This is a genomic window from uncultured Microbacterium sp. (genome assembly GCF_963521695.1).
GTDB lineage: Bacteria > Actinomycetota > Actinomycetes > Actinomycetales > Microbacteriaceae > Microbacterium.
In genome coordinates, this window is record NZ_CAUQWC010000062.1 from 1 (window position 1) to 15,921 (window position 15,921).

The window sequence follows — 15,921 nt, forward strand, 5'->3', positions numbered from 1 at the left end:
CAGCAGTGCGGTGCCGATGCGGACGGGACGGGGTACGGCTGTGGTGCGGATCATGAGGGTCCTCCTTCGGTCGTGCCGAGCTCGTTCGTTCGTGCTCACGGTAGGGACACGACCTTGACGGCAGCCCGGTTCATTCTTTTGCGCCGGCTGTGAGCCACCGATGCGAAACGCGCTTTGTCGCCCGCGTCGACCGGCCCTCGACCGCCGAGCAGGTCCCTGAGCTCGTCGAAGGGACCGGTGACTTCGACAAGCTCAGCCACCTCTACCGCAGATGGGACCGAGAGCCGAGGCAGGCTCAGCCACCTCTGCCGCGGCGAGCCCCGGGGGTGGCTTCGACAAGCTCAGCCACCTCTACCGGAGCAGGGACCGAGAGCCGAGGCAGGCTCAGCCGGCTCCGCCGGGACGGATTCAGCCGCCTCCCGGAACGGAAGGCGGCTGAGTCGGCGGGAGCGGAACGCCTACGCGTCGCCGCCGAACATGCTCGTGACCGAGCCGTCCTCGAAGACCTCGTGGATCGCGCGGGCCAGCAGAGGGGCGATCGGCAGCACCGTCAGTCGGTCGAAGCGGCGCTCAGCGGGCAGCGGGACCGTGTCGGTGACGACGACCTCGTCGATGGCGGCATCCTGAAGCCGTTCGGTGGCCGGGTCGCTGAAGATCGCGTGGGTCGCGGCGACGATGACCTTGCGCGCACCGGCAGCCTTGAGCGCCTGGGCGGCCTTCTGGATCGTGCCACCGGTGTCGATCATGTCGTCGACCAGCAGGCAGGTGCGGCCGGTGACATCACCGACGATCTCGTGCACCGAGACCTGGTTCGCGACCTTCGGATCGCGTCGCTTGTGGATGATCGCGAGCGGCGCGCCCAAGCTGTCGGACCAGGTGTCGGCCACGCGCACGCGACCCATGTCGGGCGAGACGACCGTGAGGGTCTCGCGGTCTTCGCCGGTGAGCGTCTGCTCGAAATGCTCAAGCAGCACAGGCTTGGCGAAGAGGTGGTCGACGGGGCCGTCGAAGAAACCCTGGATCTGCGCCGCGTGGAGGTCGACGCTCATGATGCGGTCGGCGCCGGCCGTTTTGAGCAGGTCGGCGACGAGACGGGCGCTGATCGGCTCACGACCGCGGCCCTTCTTGTCTTGCCGCGAGTACGGGTAGTACGGGGCGACGACCGTGATGCGCTTGGCGGACGCGCGCTTGAGCGCGTCGAGCATGATGAGCAGCTCCATGAGCCACTCGTTGACGGGCGGACCGAACGACTGGATGACGAACACGTCGCATCCACGGATCGACACCTCGAAACGGGTGTAGATCTCGCCGGAGGCGAAGGTTCGGTGCTCGGTCGGGGCGAGTTCGGTGCCGAGATGGTGCGCGACCTCGGCAGCCACTTCGAGGTGCGACCGACCCGAGGCGACGACCAGTCGCTTCTTCGTCTTGGCGACCAGCCCGGGGGCGATGCCGTTGACGCGGTCGAGATCTACACGATTCTTCTTACGAGCCATCGGCCGCTTCCTGTTCAGCCCGAGCCCGAGCGGCCACGTCGGCTGCTGCGGTGCCCGGTCGGTTCTTCTCGACCCACCCCTCGATGTTGCGCTGGGGTGCCACGCTCAGTGCCAGAGCACCGGCCGGAACGTCCTTGCGGATGACCGCGCCGGCTCCCGTCTTGGCGCCGTCTCCAATCGTAACCGGCGCGACGAAGACGTTGTGCGAACCGCTGTGCACCTCGTCGCCGATGACCGTGCGGTGCTTGGCGATGTCGTCGTAGTTGGCGGTGATGGCTCCGGCGCCCAGGTTGACGCCACGACCGATGTCGGTGTCGCCGATGTACGACAGGTGCGGGACCTTGCTGCCCTCGCCGATCGAGGAGTTCTTGACCTCGACGAAGGTGCCGACCTTGCCGCGGACGCCCACGCGGGCATTGGCGCGGAGGTAGGCGAAGGGCCCGACGGTGGCCCCCGCCTCGACCACGGCGAGGGTGCCGTCGGTGCGGGTGACGGTGGCGCCTTCGCCGACCTCGCAGTCGACCAGGCTCGTGTCGGGTCCGATCGTGGCGCCCGAGGCGATGACCGTCGCTCCGCGCACGTGCGTGTTGGGCAGGATGGTCACGTCGGGCGCGAGCGTCGCGGTCGTGTCGATCCAGGTGGTGGCGGGGTCGACCACGGTGACGCCCTCGAGCTGCCACCGACGCACCGTCCGTGCGTTGAGCGTGCGGCCGGCCTCGGACAGCTGCACGCGGTCGTTCACCCCCAGTGCGGCGGAGGCGTCGGAGGTGACGGATGCCGCCACCCCGAGCTGCGCCTCCCGCAGCAGGCCGATCACGTCCGTGAGGTACTTCTCGCCCTGGGCGTTGTCGGTGCCCACGAGCGCGAGCTGCGCGCGAAGCGGCGAGGACCGGAAGACGTACACGCCCACGTTGATCTCGGTCACGGCGGCCTCGTCGGCCGTCGCATCCTTCTGCTCGACGATGCGGCGGACGCCGTCGGCGTCGTCGCGCAGGATACGGCCGTATCCGAACGGCTGGTCGACCCGCGCGCTCAGCAGCGTCACGGCCGTGCCGCCCGTGCGGTGCGTCGCCAGCAGTTCGGTCAGCGTGCCGGTCTCGAGCAGCGGCACGTCGGCGCTGAGCACGAGCACGTCACCCTCGAAACCCTCGAGCGCGCCCAGGGCGGCCTCGACCGCTCGGCCCGTTCCGGGCACCTCGTCCTGATCGACGACGATCACTCCGGGGGCGAGCTCGGCCACGGTCTCGGCGACGAGCTCGCGCTCGTGCCGCACGACCACGACGATGCGGGCAGGGTCCAGGGATGCCGCGGTGTCGAGCACGTGGCCGACCAACGGCCTTCCACCCACCGGATGCAGCACCTTGGGGAGGCGCGAGCGCATGCGGGTGCCCTGACCCGCAGCGAGGACGACGACGGCGAGCTCGGTCGTGGAAGTCATGCTCCGCCGCCAGGATTCGAACCTGGACCTAACAGCTCCAAAGGCTGTCGTGCTGCCGTTACACCACGGCGGACCGTGCCCGCAGGCACCGGTCAAGTCTGCCAGACGGCGCGCCTCCGCATCCGCGCCGCGACAGCCGGGCCGCCATAATGAGACCGTGAACCGGGACAGCGACGAGGTCGACCGCATCGTCGATGCGTGGGTCCGTCAGCGACCCGACCTCGATTTCTCCCCGCTCGAGGTGCTGTCACGCGTCGCGCGGCTGTCGCGGCACCTTGACATCGCCCGCAAAGAAGCGTTCCGTCGCAGCGACATCGAGTCGTGGGAGTGGGACGTCCTGTCGGCGCTCCGGCGGGCCGGCGAGCCCTACCAGCTCAGCCCCAAGCAGCTGCTGCAGCAGACCCTCGTCTCCAGCGGCACCATGACCAACCGCATCGACCGTCTCGTCGCCCGACGGTTCGTGCGGCGCGAGGCCGACCCGGGTGACGGACGGAGCATTCTGGTGACCATGACCGAAGACGGCCGCGTGCGCGTGGATGCCGCCATCACCCGCCTCGTCGACGCGGAGGCCCTGCTGCTCGAGGGCCTGTCGCGCGGCGACCGCGACCGGCTGGCCACTCTGCTGCGCAAGCTCAGCATGGGATTCGACGCGTGAGCGCCGAGGTCCGCTCGCCGTCGCGGTGGAAGGGCGTCCGCGCCTGGTTCGACGTGCGTTTCCGCTCCCCCGCCGCGATCTACGGCCTGATCGTGTTCGCCGCTTTCGTCACGATCGCCGACGATCACGCCGAGACGGTGGGCGAGGTACTGCTGAGCGCCACGAGCTCGCTCGTGGTGTTCTTCATCGCCCATGTGTTCGCGCACACCCTCACCCAGCACGCGGAGCACGGCCTGCGCCACGCCACCGCCGACGGCATCCGTCATGGCGCCGGCATGCTCTACGCGTCGGTGCCCTCCGTGCTCGTGCTGGTGTTCGCCGACGCGGCGGGCATGTCGGTCGAAGATGCGTCGGAACTCTGCGGCTGGTCGACCTTTTTAGTGCTCGGGATCCTCGGTTACTTCGCGTACGCGCGGCGCAAGGCGAATCTGGTGATGCGTCTCCTCGGCGCTTTCGCCACCGCGTGCCTCGGGCTGTTCATCGTCATCCTGGAGTACGCCGTCCACTGAGGGGCTCGCACTCCCCCGTCTGGGGAGACCGCGCCGGGAGGAGAATCCGGGGGCGGAGGACGGATGCCGTGCCACCGGCCCTCCGCTCCCGGAATCCGCTCCGCTTCGGCGCCAGGCGACGGCGCGAGAACGCGCCGGGAGGAGATTCCGGCAAAGGAGGACGGATGCCGTTCGCTCGATCCTCCGCTCCCGGAATCTCCTCCACCCCGTGCGCCACGCCTGAGCCGGCGCGAACGGGAGAGCCGCGTCCCGTCCGGCTCAGCCGATCGTCTCGGTGAGCTCGAACCACTGCATCTCGAGCTCATCGCGCTCGGCCTCGAGCGTCGAGATCCGCTGCATCTCCTTGCCGAGGCCGACGTAGTCCGCCTGATCGTGCTCGGCGAGCGATGCCTTGGCCCGATCGATCTGCTGCTGCAGCTTCTCGATGCGCCGCTCGGTGGCCGATGCTTCCTTCTGCGCGGCGCGGAGTTCCGCGCCCTGCAGGCCGGACGCCGCGGGGGCGCCTCCGGATGCCGCGGAGCGCGAGGGCTCGGCATCCTGGATCGCCCGCAGACGCAGGTACTCGTCGACGCCTCCGGGGAGATGGCGGAGTCGGCCATCGAGGATCGCGTACTGCTGATCGGTGACCCGCTCGAGGAAGTAACGGTCGTGCGAGACGACGATCAGCGTGCCCGACCACGAGTCCAGCAGGTCTTCCATCGCGGCGAGCATGTCGGTGTCGAGGTCGTTGGTCGGCTCGTCGAGGATGAGCACGTTCGGCTGGTCGAGGATGACGAGCAGGAGTTGCAGGCGTCGCTTCTGACCGCCCGAGAGGTCTTTCACGGGCGTCGAGAGCTGGGCGCTCGAGAAACCGAGACGCTCCAGCAGCTGACCGGGGGTGAGCTCTTGCGACTTCGAACCGGCGCCGAACGCGTAGGTGGTGCGGAGGCTCGCGATCACCACGCGCACGGGGTCGTCCATGTGCTGCTCGAGCTCGTCGAGGCGCTGGGTGAGCGTTGCGACCTTGACGGTCTTGCCGCGCTTCACGCGTCCGCTCGTGGGTTCGAGCGAGCCGGTCACCAGGTTCAACAGCGTCGACTTCCCCGCGCCGTTGACGCCCAGGATGCCGGTGCGCTCACCCGGCGCGATGCGCCACTCGATGTCCCTCAGCACGACCCGGGGCTCTGCGGGTGCCGAGCCGGTCCCCGAGCCCGTCGAAGGGTACGTCACGCCGGCGTCGAGCAGATCGACCACGTCTTTGCCCAGGCGCGCGACGGCGAGGGACTGCAGGGCGACCTTGTCGCGGATCTCGGGCACGTCGGCGATGAGCTCGTTCGCCGCATCGATGCGGAACTTCGGCTTCGACGTGCGCGCCGGAGCGCCTCGGCGCAGCCACGCCAGCTCTTTACGCGCCAGATTCTGCCGACGCTGTTCGATGGTCGCCGCCTGACGGTCGCGCTCGACGCGCTGCAGGATGTACGCGGCGTAACCCCCCTCGAAGGGTTCGACGAGACGGTCGTGCACCTCCCATGTGGCGGTGCAGATCTCGTCGAGGAACCACCGATCGTGGGTCACGACGAGCAAACCGCCCGCGCTGGGCGCCCATCGCCTCTTCAGGTGCGTGGCGAGCCAGGTGATGGCTTCGACGTCGAGGTGGTTGGTGGGCTCGTCGAGGAACAACACGTCCCAGTCGCCCGACAGCAGTTGGGCGAGAGCCACGCGACGGCGCTGTCCGCCCGAGAGATCGCCGAGGCGCGCGTCCCACGGCAGGTCGCCCAAGAGCCCGGCGATGACGTCGCGCGTGCGTGCGTCGCCGGCCCACTCGTGCTCGGATCGGTCCCCGACCACCGCGTGGCCGATGGTCTCGTCGTCGTCGAGGGTGTCCTGCTGATCGAGCACACCGACTGTCACCCCGCCGCGCACCGTTACACGGCCGCCGTCGGGCTCGCGGATGCCGGCGAGCATGCCGAGCAGGCTCGACTTGCCGTCGCCGTTACGACCCACGATGCCGATGCGGTCGCCCTCGTTGACGCCGAGCGAGACGGAGTCGAAGACGACCTTGGTCGGGTATTCCAGGTGCAGGGCTTCGCCCCCGAGCAGATGTGCCATATCGGTCCCAGGCTACGCGGTGACCGAGGGGATGCCGCGCGGCGTCCACGACACCCCGCCGTGGCATCCCCTCGGTCACCGCGTATCGTGCTCCCCCGTCGCGCGGGCCGTGACGCGGCGGGGACGCTGACGGTGGTCGCCCCGGCCGCGAACCCCCTCTTACGGAGTCGTGACCATGTAGATCGCCTGCGCCCCGCCCTGGCCCGACGTGGCGCCCCGAAGAGTACTGGCGGGGCGCGGGAGCGTGAACGAGGTGCCGTTGGTCCGACCGATGTTCCACGCCAGCTGAGCACCGCGGTTCCACACCGACCCGTTGCTCTTCAGCGCGAAGACACCACCCTGCGAGGCCGTCATCGTGACGACATCGCTGGCGATCTGCACCGGCGACAGGATGTCCGTCTTCGTGGAATCGATCTGCAGATCGTCGTTGCGCCCCCACGCCCACAGGGTGCCGTCCGTCTTGAGCGCATACCCCGTCGCCCCGAAGCCGTCCCAGTTCAGCCCCGTGGTGCCCGCGATCGCGGTGACGTCGGCAAGACCGGGGATCGGCTTCGGAACCGAGCTCGACGTCGTGGTCCCATCGCAGAGCTGGCCGTAGTTGTTGCGTCCCCACGCCCAGACCGTGCGGTCCGAACGGAGGCCGACGAACCCTGCGCCGAAGCCGTCAGCGACGTCCGTGAAGCCGTCGAGCGCCGTGACGCGAACCGGCGATGATCGGCTCGTGAAGGTCCCGTCGGCGAGTTCCCCGTTGCCGTTGCCTCCCCATCCCCACCACGTTCCATCGCTCTTGCGCGAAAGACGCGCCGTGAACATGGCCCCGTAGACGCGGGTCGCGCCGCCGAAGGAGGGGATGCGGGCGGGCGTCGTGCGGCCTCCGGAGACGGGTTCGCCGAGCTGGTTGCCGTCACCGCTTCCCCAGGCCCAGACGTCGCCGACCGTGTCGATGGCGTACGACGACGTGCCCATCGCCGCGATCGAGGCGATCGATGGGAGCCCGGGCACCTTCGCCCACGTCGTCCGGCTCGTGGTCGTCCCGTCGCCGAGCGTGCCGTTCTGGTTCTGACCGGTCGCCCAGACCGAACCATCGGCGAGCAGCGCTAGCGTGAACATTCCGTTTCCTCCGGGGTATCCGGAACCGCGCGCATCGACGACCGGGGAGGGGAAGACCAGCGACGTCTGACGCATCCCGCCGATCGGTCCCGATGCCCATCCCAGGCCCAGCTGCCCGCCGGAGTTGTTTCCGCCCACGAGGAGATTGGCCCCGTAGACCGTGAAGACGCGGGTGTTCGATTCGCCGCCGACGAGGGCCGTCACCATCGCCGAGCTTCCGGGGGTGGTCCACGGCTTCGCCAGATCGATGGACGTCGTGTACACACCGTTCGCATCGGTGATACCCGTTGCTTCGGCGAACTGCGCGCCCGAGGGACCCGCGAGCGACACCGCGACTCCGGTCGCGGGCGTGCCTGCGCTGGTGACCGTCACGCTGAGCGGGACGCTTCCGCTCGCCGGCAGGACGCCGGACGAGACGGCGATCTCCACGGAGTACGTGTTCGACACGGCCGATGCGGGGGTGCTCGCGACCAGCGCGATCGCGGGCACCGACCACAGTGCGGCTCCGACGACCGCCCGACGCGACGGCGGTGTAGACGCCGGGGAAAGAGGCTCGGTGGGGAGCGACCCGGAGGGGACGGGGAGGGGACGATCGATCATGCAGACTCCGATGGTGAAGGGGCGCACGGCACACTGTGGGCGGCCAGGTCCCTTCCATCGTGGGAAGCGAAGCGACTCCCCGGTAACGGGGTCACCTCGAAATCAGCATCCAGGATCCCCACTTCACCCGGAAGCGACGAGACGAGGCGTCCTGCCGCCCAACCGGGCCAACGCGGCAGGCCGGTCGGTCATCTCCCCATGTCAACATGTGCATGTCCGGCAGAGCGATGACGCGATACCGACACCACGACGAAGGCCGCCCCGGGAACGGGACGGCCTTCGTCGTAGAAGAGGGGCGTGGTCAGACCAGGCCCGCCTCCTTGAGCCAGTCGGCGGCGGCGGTGGACGCCGATGCCTGCTCGCTACCCTCGACGCGGTCGCGCAGGGCGATCAGGTCGTCGGTGGTCAGCTTGGCCGAGACGGCGTCGAGCGCCTCCTTCAGCTCCGGTGTGTCGATCGACGCGCTGAGCAGCGGGAGCACGTTCTGCGCCGCGATCAGATTCTCGGGGTCTTCGAGCACGAGGAGGTTCTCGGCCACGAGCGCGGGCGAGGTCGTGTAGATGTCGGCCACCTGCACCGTGTTGTCGACGAGCGCGCGCACGGTGTCGGGACCGCCGAAGTCCTCGTAGGGCACGAAGGTCACGTTGCTGACGCCGTACACCGAGGCTAGACCCGGGATGCCGTATCCCAGCTCTGCGAACTGCGGGTTGGCGCCGAGGCTGAACGGCTGCACCTTCGCCAGGTCGGCGATGGAGGTCAGGCCGTTCGCCTCCGCGTAGGCCTGGGTGACGACGTAGGCGTCCTTGTCCTCGGCCTCGGCCGACGAGTACACGACGAGGTCGTCCGCCGCCACGGCGTCGGCGAGCGCCGCGTCGACGTCTTCAGTGGTGCGCTGGGTGAACTCGGTGTCGTAGTACGCCAGCAAGTTGCCGTTGTACTCGGGGATCAGGTTGATCGAGCCGTCCTGCAGGGCCGGGATCGTCTGCTGACGCGGTCCGATGTTGAACCGGGTCTGCACGTCGAAGCCCTTCGCCTCGAGGGCCTGGGCGTAGATCTCGCCCAGGATCTCGCTCTCGGGGAACGCGAACGACCCGACGGTGATCTGGCTGGAGTCGCCGCCGCCGGCATTACCGGTGTCGGGGGCGGTGGGATCCGCCTGCGAACACCCTGCCAGGGCCACGACGGCCCCGACCGCGATGACGCCCGCGGCGACCCGGCCTTTACTGAAAATGCTCATGCTGTGACATTCCTCTCGTGGGTTGGTGTTTCCACCACCGACTCGGGACGGGACGCCCCTCGACGGACTTTGACTCCTCGGCCGCCGGGGCCGGTGCTGGCTCCGGGGCCGCGGGTGAATCGTTGGACGAGCGCGAACAGCGCGTCGACGACGAGGGCGAACACCGTCACGAGGATGGCGCCGCCCAGGATGCGGTCATAGTCGTTGAGACCGATTCCGCTGCTGATGATGCGGCCGAACCCGCCCAGGCCCGCATAGGACGCGATGACTGCCGTGGCGATCACCTGCAGGGTGCCCGCGCGGAGTCCGCCGATGATCAGCGGCAGGGCCAGGGGGATCTCGACGCGCGTCAGGATCTGCATCTCGGTCATGCCGACCGCGCGGGCGGCGTCGATGACGGGCCGCGAGACCGACTCGAGACCCGCGTACGCCCCCGCGAGGATGGAGGGGATCGCGAGGATGACGAGTGCGACGATCGTGCCCCAGAAGATGCCCGACGATCCGGTCACGACCGAACCGAGCACCATGGTGAGGAAGAACAACACGCCGAGGGTGGGCAGAGCGCGCATGGCACCGGTGAATCCGATGACGAACTGGCGACCCTTCCCGGTGTGCCCGATGTAGAACCCCAGGGGCAGAGCGATGAGCGCCGCGATCACGACGGCGAGGGCCGTGTACAGCAGGTGCTCGAAGATGCGGTCCTGGATGGGGAGGGGAGACACTCCCCCCGGCTGCCAGTTCTGGGGCGCCAGGATCCACGCGATCGCGTCGATGAAGAGGTTCACTCGCGACCCCCCGAGACAACGGCGTCGCCCGCGGTGATCGGCGCGGTGCCCCCCGAAGAGAGGTGGGTGAGGGCGACGTTGCGCTTGGCGCGTCGACCCGCGCCACGTTCGACGCGGACCCACGGCATGAGGATGCGTCCCACGGCCACCAGGATGAGATCGAACACGAGGGCGATCAGGAGCGTGGCGATGATGCCCACTCCCACCTCTTCGAGGTTGTTACGCGCCTTGCCGTTGAGGAACAGGTACCCGAGGTTCTCGGAACCGATCAGCACGCCGACCGAGACCAGGGCGATCGTCGACACCGACACCACACGGAGTCCGGCGAGCATGACGGGTCCCGCGAGCGGGAACTCCACGCGCCAGAACCGACGCCACGCCGAGAAGCCCATCGCGGTGGCCGCCTGCTTGGTGTCGGCCGACACCGAGAAGAAGGCGTCGGAGGTCGCGCGCACCATGATGGCGACGGCGTAGATGGTGAGAGCGACGATGAGGTTCGTGTCGCTCAAGACACGGGTGCCGATGATGGCGGGCAGGATCACGAACAGCGGCAACGACGGGATCGTGTACAGCAGGCTCATCGCCGTGATCATCGTGGCGCGGGCATAACGACTGGTCAGGGTCAGGCGTCCGAGCGGCACCGCGATCACGAACCCGAGCACGATGGGGATGATGCTCAACCGGATGTGGTTGAGGGTGAGATCCAGCACGAGGGGGAGGTTTCCCCACAGCCAGGTCACGACAGCGGCTCGTCTCTCAGGGCACCCTGCGTGCGCCCCTCGGCATCCACCACGACCGTTCCGTTCGGCGTCTGCTTGAGGTGGAGCGCGCGCTTGCCCTTCACGGCGCCGATGAAGCTCGCCACGAAATCGGATGCCGGGTTCTCGACGATCTCGCTGGGGGTGCCGACCTGCGCGATCTTGGCACCCTTTTCGAGGATGACGACCTGGTCACCCAGCAGGAAGGCCTCGTCGATGTCATGCGTGACGAAGACGATCGTCTTGCCGATGTCGCTCTGCAGGCGGATGAGCTCCTGCTGCAGCTCATCGCGGACGATCGGGTCGACGGCGCCGAACGGCTCGTCCATCAGCAGGATGTTCGGATCGGCGGCGAGCCCCCGCGCGACGCCCACGCGCTGCTGCTGCCCGCCCGAGAGTTGGCTGGGGTAGCGGTCGGCCATCGCGGCGTCGAGCCCGACGGTCTTCATCAGCTCGAGGGCCCGCGTACGCGCGGCCTTACGGTTCTGGCCCTGCAGCACCGGCACGGTGGCGATGTTGTCGGCGACGGTGAAGTGGGGAAGGAGTCCCGAATTCTGCATCACGTAGCCGACGCTGCGCCGCAGCTGCACGGCCGGCTTACCGCCGATGTCGTCGCCGTCGATCTCGATCGAGCCGGAAGACGGCTCGACCATGCGGTTGATCATCCGCAGCAGAGTGGTCTTGCCGCACCCGGACGATCCGACGAACACCGTCGTCTTACGCGACGGGATTACCAGGTGAAAATCGTCGACGGCGCGGGTGCCGTCGGGGAAGACCTTTGAGACGGCCGAGAATTCGATCATGGGTTCGACCGACCTCAGTCGGAGACCACGACCTTGCGGTCGAAGGCGACGTAGCCGGCGAAGTCCTTGCCGACGCGGTCGACCGCGCCCGGGCGAAGGTCGGGGTACGACCACGCGCCGTCGGTGAGCTCGGCACCGTCGAGCGAGATGCTCCAGTACTGCGCCGCACCCTTCCAGGGACACGTGTACGGCGTCGGGCTCTGCTGCAGGGCACCGTCGCGGACGGCCTGCGGCGGGAAGTACCAGTTGCCCTCGATCGATGCCAGGTCGTCGCGGTCGGCTTCGGCGATCACGACGCCGTCGAGCACTGCCTTCATGGGATACCCCCTTCGTGGCGCCCCGCGGGCACGGCACCCAGCGGTGACCAACCACCTCGGACGAGGGTAGCGAGCTACCGATCGCGCCATCTGAACATTGCCCCGTATGTCCACCTGGGTTATGGTGCCGCGCCATCCGCCGCTCCGGTGGCTGCGACAGGCTCAGCCACCTCCGCCCCGCAAGCGCTCCGAGCCGGTGCGAGGTCCCGAGCCACAGCCGAGGTCCCGCGCCACAGCCGAGGTCCCGAGCCACAGCGGAGGTCCCGAGCCGCAGCCGAGGTCCCTGCGCTGCGGTCGAGGTCCCTGAGCCTGTCGAAGGGACCGGAACCCGTTACGGCCCTCAGATCACACGAGCCCCGGGGACCGGACCGTGCACGTGCAGGGCGATGAGACCGGCGGCGCTCAGCGTCACCTGCAGGTCGATCGCGGACGCCTCGTCGGCGGCGAGGAAGGCGAGGGTGGGACCTGAGCCCGAGACGAGGCCGGCGAGGGCCCCCGAGCTCTCACCGCGTTCGAGCACGCGTGCCAGATCCGGACGCAGGTGCAACGCGGGGGCCTGCAGGTCGTTGCGCAGTGTCGCCGCGAGCATCTTCGCGTCGCCCTGCCGGAGCGCGTGCAGCACATCGGGGTCGACGGCGGGCACGCGCGGGGCAGGGCCGATGTCGACCGCGTGGCGCTCCCGATGGGCATCGAGCTCGCCGTAGACGACCGGCGTCGATATGCCGACGTCGTTGGGCACGAGCACCCAGTCGAACCGGCCGCGTGCCAGCGCGGGACTCAGTTCGTCGCCACGTCCTGTGCCCACCGCCGTCCCGCCCATCAACGCGAACGGCACGTCGGCGCCGAGGCGCGCGGCCAGTCGGGAGAGCTCGCTCATCGGCATCCCGAGCCCCCACAACGCGTCGCACGCGACCAGCGCGGCGGCCGCGTCCGCCGACCCACCGCCCATTCCGCCGGCCACCGGTACGGCCTTGCGGATCGACAGGTGAGCGCCGCGGTCCACTCCCGCGGCCTGTGCCAGCAATCGGGCGGCGCGGATGGCGAGGTTGCGGTCGTCGGTGGGGACGCCGTCGATGTCGACGGGTCCGCGCGACGACACCTCGAGGGACATCCCGTCGGCAGACGTGGCGGTCATCTCCTCGTAGAGCGACACAGCCTGGAAAGCGGTCGCGAGCTCGTGGTAGCCGTCGTCTTGCACGTCGCCGACCTCGAGGAAGACGTTGATCTTGCCGGGTGCGCGTACGCGCACGGAGGAGGGGGTATGCGTCGTCATCGCCGTTCTCCCGCCCCCGCTCGTCGGCCGCTGCCCGCGTGTGCGAGACTGAAGCTTCGGTCCGAGGCCCCCCGCCGCTCCCCAGTCGGTACGGGGAGGTCCGGTCCGGAGCGAGCGATCTGAGTCACTCTTCGACAGTAGCGCTCCGCTCCCCGACGTTCGCCGCCGCTGCCGAAACGTCTTCGAAACCCCGGAACCGTACGGTGACCGGATACCGTCCCCGACCCCCGAGGAGGCAGCATGCGCCCAATGGTCCCCCTGTCGATCGACGCCGATCCCTGGCGCGCGCTGCTATCCCGCTCCGACATCCGGATGCATGACGGCATCCTGCACATGGTCGACGACACCGCCACCCCGGCCGACGCCGAGCGGGAAGACCTGTTGACCGCCGCCGCCGCGATCGAGGCCGCGGGGATCCGCGTTCTGCTCGTGCGCGACGCGAACCGCCGCCCCAAGCTCGTCGTCGACACCGCCCACGCCGAAGCCGCGATCGAGGCGCTACGCGACCCCGACCTCGGTCCGGTCTACATGAAGGCCCGCGGCGAGGACCCCGTGCCCGCGCACAGCGTGCACCCCACCGCAGGATCCGTGCAGGCGTACGCGGTCTTCCGCCCGCGCACCTCGACGGAGGGCTCGTATCGCTACGGCGCATCGCTCGCCCCCCGCCTCGAGCTCTGGCGTTTCGGCGAGAAGACTATCGAAGCGCCCCGTCCGAGCGCCCTCAGCCGCCGCCGTTTCGCCGCGACCGACCTCGACCTCGTCGAGGTGGAGCGCTACGGGCGGAGGTGGGAGACGATCTCGGGCATGTTCGACCCCCACCCGAACGAGTTCACCGCCGATGTCGACATGGTCTTCTCGTGGGTCGACGGGTCGTCCAGCGAGTTCCAGCGGCAGCGCGCCGCGCGCATGAAGGGGTACGTCGTCGGCGATGGCGACGACAACGCCGCCCGCTACCGCCAGGTCGACGAGCTGCGCTACGCGCTCCGCAGCGTGCACATGTACGCACCGTGGGTGCGCCGCATCTTCATCGCCACCGACTCCCCCACGCCGGAATGGCTCGCCGATCACCCCAAGGTGACGATCGTGCGCAGCGAGGAGTTCTTCGCCGATCCCTCGGTGCTCCCCACGCACAACTCCCACGCGGTCGAGGCCCAGCTGCACCGCATCCCGGGTCTGGCGGAACACTTCCTCTACAGCAACGACGACATGTTCTTCGGGCGCCCCGTGACACCCGAGCTGTTCTTCAGCGGCGGGGGCGTGAGCCGCTTCGTCGAGAGCGGCGTGCGCATCGGCAGCGGTCCCTCGCACATCGACCGCTCGGGGCACGACAACGGCCTGCGCGTGAACCGCGCCCTGCTCAAAGAGCGCTTCGGCCGGGTCATCACGCTCGACCTCGAACACTGTGCGACCCCGCTGCGTCGCTCGGTCGCGGCCGAACTGGAGCAGGAGTTCGCCGACGACTACGCCCGCACCGCCGCGAGCCGCTTCCGTTCGGCGACCGACATCTCGGTCACGAACAGCCTGTATCACTACTACGCGCTCGCGACCGGACGCGCGATCGTGACGACCGAGCCCCGGACCCGCTATGTGCAGACCACCCAGCTCGACTCCCTGCGCACGATGGAGCGACTCGTCACACGTCGGGACACCGATATGTTCTGCCTGAACGACGGCAGCGTCCCCGAGATCCCCGAAGAAGTGCGCGTTCCCGCGCTCCGGGCATGCCTCGAACGGTACTTCCCGGTCGCGGCCCCCTGGGAGAAGCCGGCGGTCAGCGCAGGATCGGCAGCGGCGTCGTCGGCGGCGACACCGGTCCACTGAGTTCACGCGTGGCCGGGACGACGAGCCCGGCCTCGCGCAGGCGTCGCTGCGACTCGGCGGCGTCCACGTACTGCAGCGCCTCGGCTGCCCCGAGCGGGACGACGGAGTGCACGACCGTCTCGTCGTACACGTGCACGATGTTGAAGCCCTGGGCCGCGTCTTGCGGGCGCGTTCCCCCCGCCGGAACCATGAGGTCCTGCGTGTAGCAGGTGGCGGATGCCACCGATACGGGGATGCCGGCGAACGTGGCGAACGTCGAATAGTGCAGGTGACCGGCGAGGATCGCGCGGACGTCGCTCCCGCGCAGGACGGCGGCGAGACTGCGCTGGTCGCGGAGCTCCACAGAGGCGGCCAGATCGAGGACGCTCGGCACGGGCGGGTGGTGCATCGCGAGGATGGTTCCGAGAGGAGCGGGGGTGGCCAGCACCTCGGCGAGCCACGCCAGCTGGTCGGCACCGACCTCGCCATGGTGCGCGCCCGGTACCGAGGTGTCGAGGGTGACGATGCGCAGGCCGTCGAACTCGTCGACGCGGTCGACCGGTGCGGTCGGCTCAGCGCCGTCGCCGGGAAGCAGGCTCGCACGGAAGGCGGTGCGGTCGTCGTGGTTTCCCATGACCCAGACCACACGCGTGCCCAGGCGCTCGGCGAGCGGCTCCACCAGCGCGCGCACCCGCTCGTAGGCGTCGGCCTCGCCGAAATCGGCGAGGTCGCCCGTGAACACCAGGGCGTTCGGTCGCACGCCCGACTCGTCGATGGCCGCCACCGCGCGGGCGAGGTAGGCCTCGGAGTCGACGCTGTCGTACAACCGTGTGCCGCCGGCACGCAGGTGGGTGTCGCTGAGGTGCAGCAGCACGCGTTCGGCACGGGGGTATTCGGAGTAGCGCATCTCGAGTTCCTCTCGGGCCGTCGGGTGCGGCCTCGTCACCGGCGTGATGCTCCCGGTGCCTCAAAATGTTACAGACATGTTTCGCGAACGCGTGATGAACACGTCGGTAATTCACCCTGACGCGGCTGTGCGCGTCGGCTCTTCCGCC

The 15,921-nt window shown here is 69.2% G+C and carries 14 protein-coding genes and 1 tRNA gene; 3 read left to right on the plus strand and 12 right to left on the minus strand.

Features of this window, described 5'->3' with window-relative positions:
- Positions 1 to 458 precede the first annotated feature (458 nt).
- From RWP81_RS06720 to RWP81_RS06730, 3 genes are all read right to left on the minus strand, one after another.
- Positions 459 to 1,493, minus strand: a complete 1,035-nt coding sequence (locus RWP81_RS06720) for a ribose-phosphate diphosphokinase (RefSeq protein ID WP_314453895.1) — start codon at positions 1,491 to 1,493, stop codon at positions 459 to 461.
- Positions 1,483 to 2,931 (minus strand): bifunctional UDP-N-acetylglucosamine diphosphorylase/glucosamine-1-phosphate N-acetyltransferase GlmU, encoded by a 1,449-nt coding sequence (glmU, locus tag RWP81_RS06725; protein WP_314453897.1) that lies wholly within the window; start codon positions 2,929 to 2,931, stop codon positions 1,483 to 1,485. Before glmU ends, RWP81_RS06720 begins: the two co-directional genes overlap by 11 nt.
- A gap of 1 nt (position 2,932) precedes the next feature.
- Positions 2,933 to 3,004, minus strand: a tRNA-Gln gene (locus RWP81_RS06730).
- Between the two features lie 84 nt (positions 3,005 to 3,088).
- Here RWP81_RS06730 and RWP81_RS06735 point away from each other — a divergent pair.
- Together RWP81_RS06735 and RWP81_RS06740 are read left to right on the plus strand one after the other, a co-directional pair.
- Complete coding sequence (locus RWP81_RS06735) at positions 3,089 to 3,586, plus strand: MarR family transcriptional regulator (RefSeq protein ID WP_314453900.1); 498 nt, start codon at positions 3,089 to 3,091, stop codon at positions 3,584 to 3,586.
- Positions 3,583 to 4,095, plus strand: coding sequence for a hypothetical protein (locus RWP81_RS06740; RefSeq protein ID WP_314453902.1), 513 nt, complete (start codon positions 3,583 to 3,585; stop codon positions 4,093 to 4,095). The genes RWP81_RS06735 and RWP81_RS06740 overlap by 4 nt, the downstream gene beginning before the upstream one ends.
- Before the next feature lie 258 nt (positions 4,096 to 4,353).
- On the opposite strand, the gene RWP81_RS06745 is transcribed toward RWP81_RS06740, so the two are convergent.
- The 8 genes from RWP81_RS06745 to RWP81_RS06780 form a co-directional block, all read right to left on the minus strand.
- Positions 4,354 to 6,183 (minus strand): ABC-F family ATP-binding cassette domain-containing protein, encoded by a 1,830-nt coding sequence (locus tag RWP81_RS06745; RefSeq protein WP_314453905.1) that lies wholly within the window; start codon positions 6,181 to 6,183, stop codon positions 4,354 to 4,356.
- 159 nt (positions 6,184 to 6,342) lie between these two features.
- Complete coding sequence (locus RWP81_RS06750) at positions 6,343 to 7,893, minus strand: hypothetical protein (RefSeq protein WP_314453907.1); 1,551 nt, start codon at positions 7,891 to 7,893, stop codon at positions 6,343 to 6,345.
- A gap of 301 nt (positions 7,894 to 8,194) precedes the next feature.
- Positions 8,195 to 9,130 carry an ABC transporter substrate-binding protein gene (locus tag RWP81_RS06755; RefSeq protein ID WP_314453910.1) on the minus strand — a complete coding sequence of 312 codons (936 nt, stop codon included), beginning with the start codon at positions 9,128 to 9,130 and terminating at the stop codon, positions 8,195 to 8,197.
- Positions 9,127 to 9,915 carry an ABC transporter permease gene (locus RWP81_RS06760; protein WP_314453912.1) on the minus strand — a complete coding sequence of 263 codons (789 nt, stop codon included), beginning with the start codon at positions 9,913 to 9,915 and terminating at the stop codon, positions 9,127 to 9,129. The genes RWP81_RS06755 and RWP81_RS06760 overlap by 4 nt, the downstream gene beginning before the upstream one ends.
- Positions 9,912 to 10,655, minus strand: coding sequence for an ABC transporter permease (locus RWP81_RS06765; protein ID WP_314453915.1), 744 nt, complete (start codon positions 10,653 to 10,655; stop codon positions 9,912 to 9,914). The genes RWP81_RS06760 and RWP81_RS06765 overlap by 4 nt, the downstream gene beginning before the upstream one ends.
- A complete protein-coding gene (locus RWP81_RS06770) occupies positions 10,652 to 11,476 on the minus strand; it encodes an ATP-binding cassette domain-containing protein (RefSeq protein ID WP_314453918.1) in 825 nt (274 codons plus the stop codon). The genes RWP81_RS06765 and RWP81_RS06770 overlap by 4 nt, the downstream gene beginning before the upstream one ends.
- A 14-nt stretch (positions 11,477 to 11,490) precedes the next feature.
- Complete coding sequence (locus RWP81_RS06775; protein WP_055957021.1) at positions 11,491 to 11,793, minus strand: DUF427 domain-containing protein; 303 nt, start codon at positions 11,791 to 11,793, stop codon at positions 11,491 to 11,493.
- A gap of 340 nt (positions 11,794 to 12,133) precedes the next feature.
- The gene (locus RWP81_RS06780) at positions 12,134 to 13,066 is read right to left on the minus strand and encodes a 4-(cytidine 5'-diphospho)-2-C-methyl-D-erythritol kinase (protein ID WP_314453921.1); all 933 of its coding nucleotides are present in this window, start codon (positions 13,064 to 13,066) and stop codon (positions 12,134 to 12,136) included.
- Positions 13,067 to 13,306: 240 nt separating this feature from the next.
- Between RWP81_RS06780 and RWP81_RS06785 the strand changes: the two genes are divergently transcribed.
- Entirely contained in the window at positions 13,307 to 14,887 is a 1,581-nt protein-coding gene (locus tag RWP81_RS06785) for a stealth family protein (protein WP_314453923.1), read from the plus strand.
- Here RWP81_RS06785 and RWP81_RS06790 read toward each other — a convergent pair.
- Complete coding sequence (locus tag RWP81_RS06790; RefSeq protein WP_314453926.1) at positions 14,838 to 15,773, minus strand: phosphodiesterase; 936 nt, start codon at positions 15,771 to 15,773, stop codon at positions 14,838 to 14,840. The two genes, RWP81_RS06785 and RWP81_RS06790, sit on opposite strands and share 50 nt — an antisense overlap.
- Positions 15,774 to 15,921 lie beyond the last annotated feature (148 nt).

What these genes read in the sequence shown, in the direction of transcription:
- RWP81_RS06720 (WP_314453895.1), bottom strand. Translation starts at nt 1,493, where the DNA reads ATGGCTCGTAAGAAGAATCGTGTAGATCTCGACCGCGTCAACGGCATC.
- glmU (WP_314453897.1), bottom strand. Translation starts at nt 2,931, where the DNA reads ATGACTTCCACGACCGAGCTCGCCGTCGTCGTCCTCGCTGCGGGTCAG.
- RWP81_RS06745 (WP_314453905.1), bottom strand. Translation starts at nt 6,183, where the DNA reads ATGGCACATCTGCTCGGGGGCGAAGCCCTGCACCTGGAATACCCGACC.
- RWP81_RS06750 (WP_314453907.1), bottom strand. Translation starts at nt 7,893, where the DNA reads ATGATCGATCGTCCCCTCCCCGTCCCCTCCGGGTCGCTCCCCACCGAG.
- RWP81_RS06755 (WP_314453910.1), bottom strand. Translation starts at nt 9,130, where the DNA reads ATGAGCATTTTCAGTAAAGGCCGGGTCGCCGCGGGCGTCATCGCGGTC.
- RWP81_RS06770 (WP_314453918.1), bottom strand. Translation starts at nt 11,476, where the DNA reads ATGATCGAATTCTCGGCCGTCTCAAAGGTCTTCCCCGACGGCACCCGC.
- RWP81_RS06775 (WP_055957021.1), bottom strand. Translation starts at nt 11,793, where the DNA reads ATGAAGGCAGTGCTCGACGGCGTCGTGATCGCCGAAGCCGACCGCGAC.
- RWP81_RS06780 (WP_314453921.1), bottom strand. Translation starts at nt 13,066, where the DNA reads ATGACGACGCATACCCCCTCCTCCGTGCGCGTACGCGCACCCGGCAAG.
- RWP81_RS06785 (WP_314453923.1), top strand. Translation starts at nt 13,307, where the DNA reads ATGCGCCCAATGGTCCCCCTGTCGATCGACGCCGATCCCTGGCGCGCG.
- RWP81_RS06790 (WP_314453926.1), bottom strand. Translation starts at nt 15,773, where the DNA reads ATGCGCTACTCCGAATACCCCCGTGCCGAACGCGTGCTGCTGCACCTC.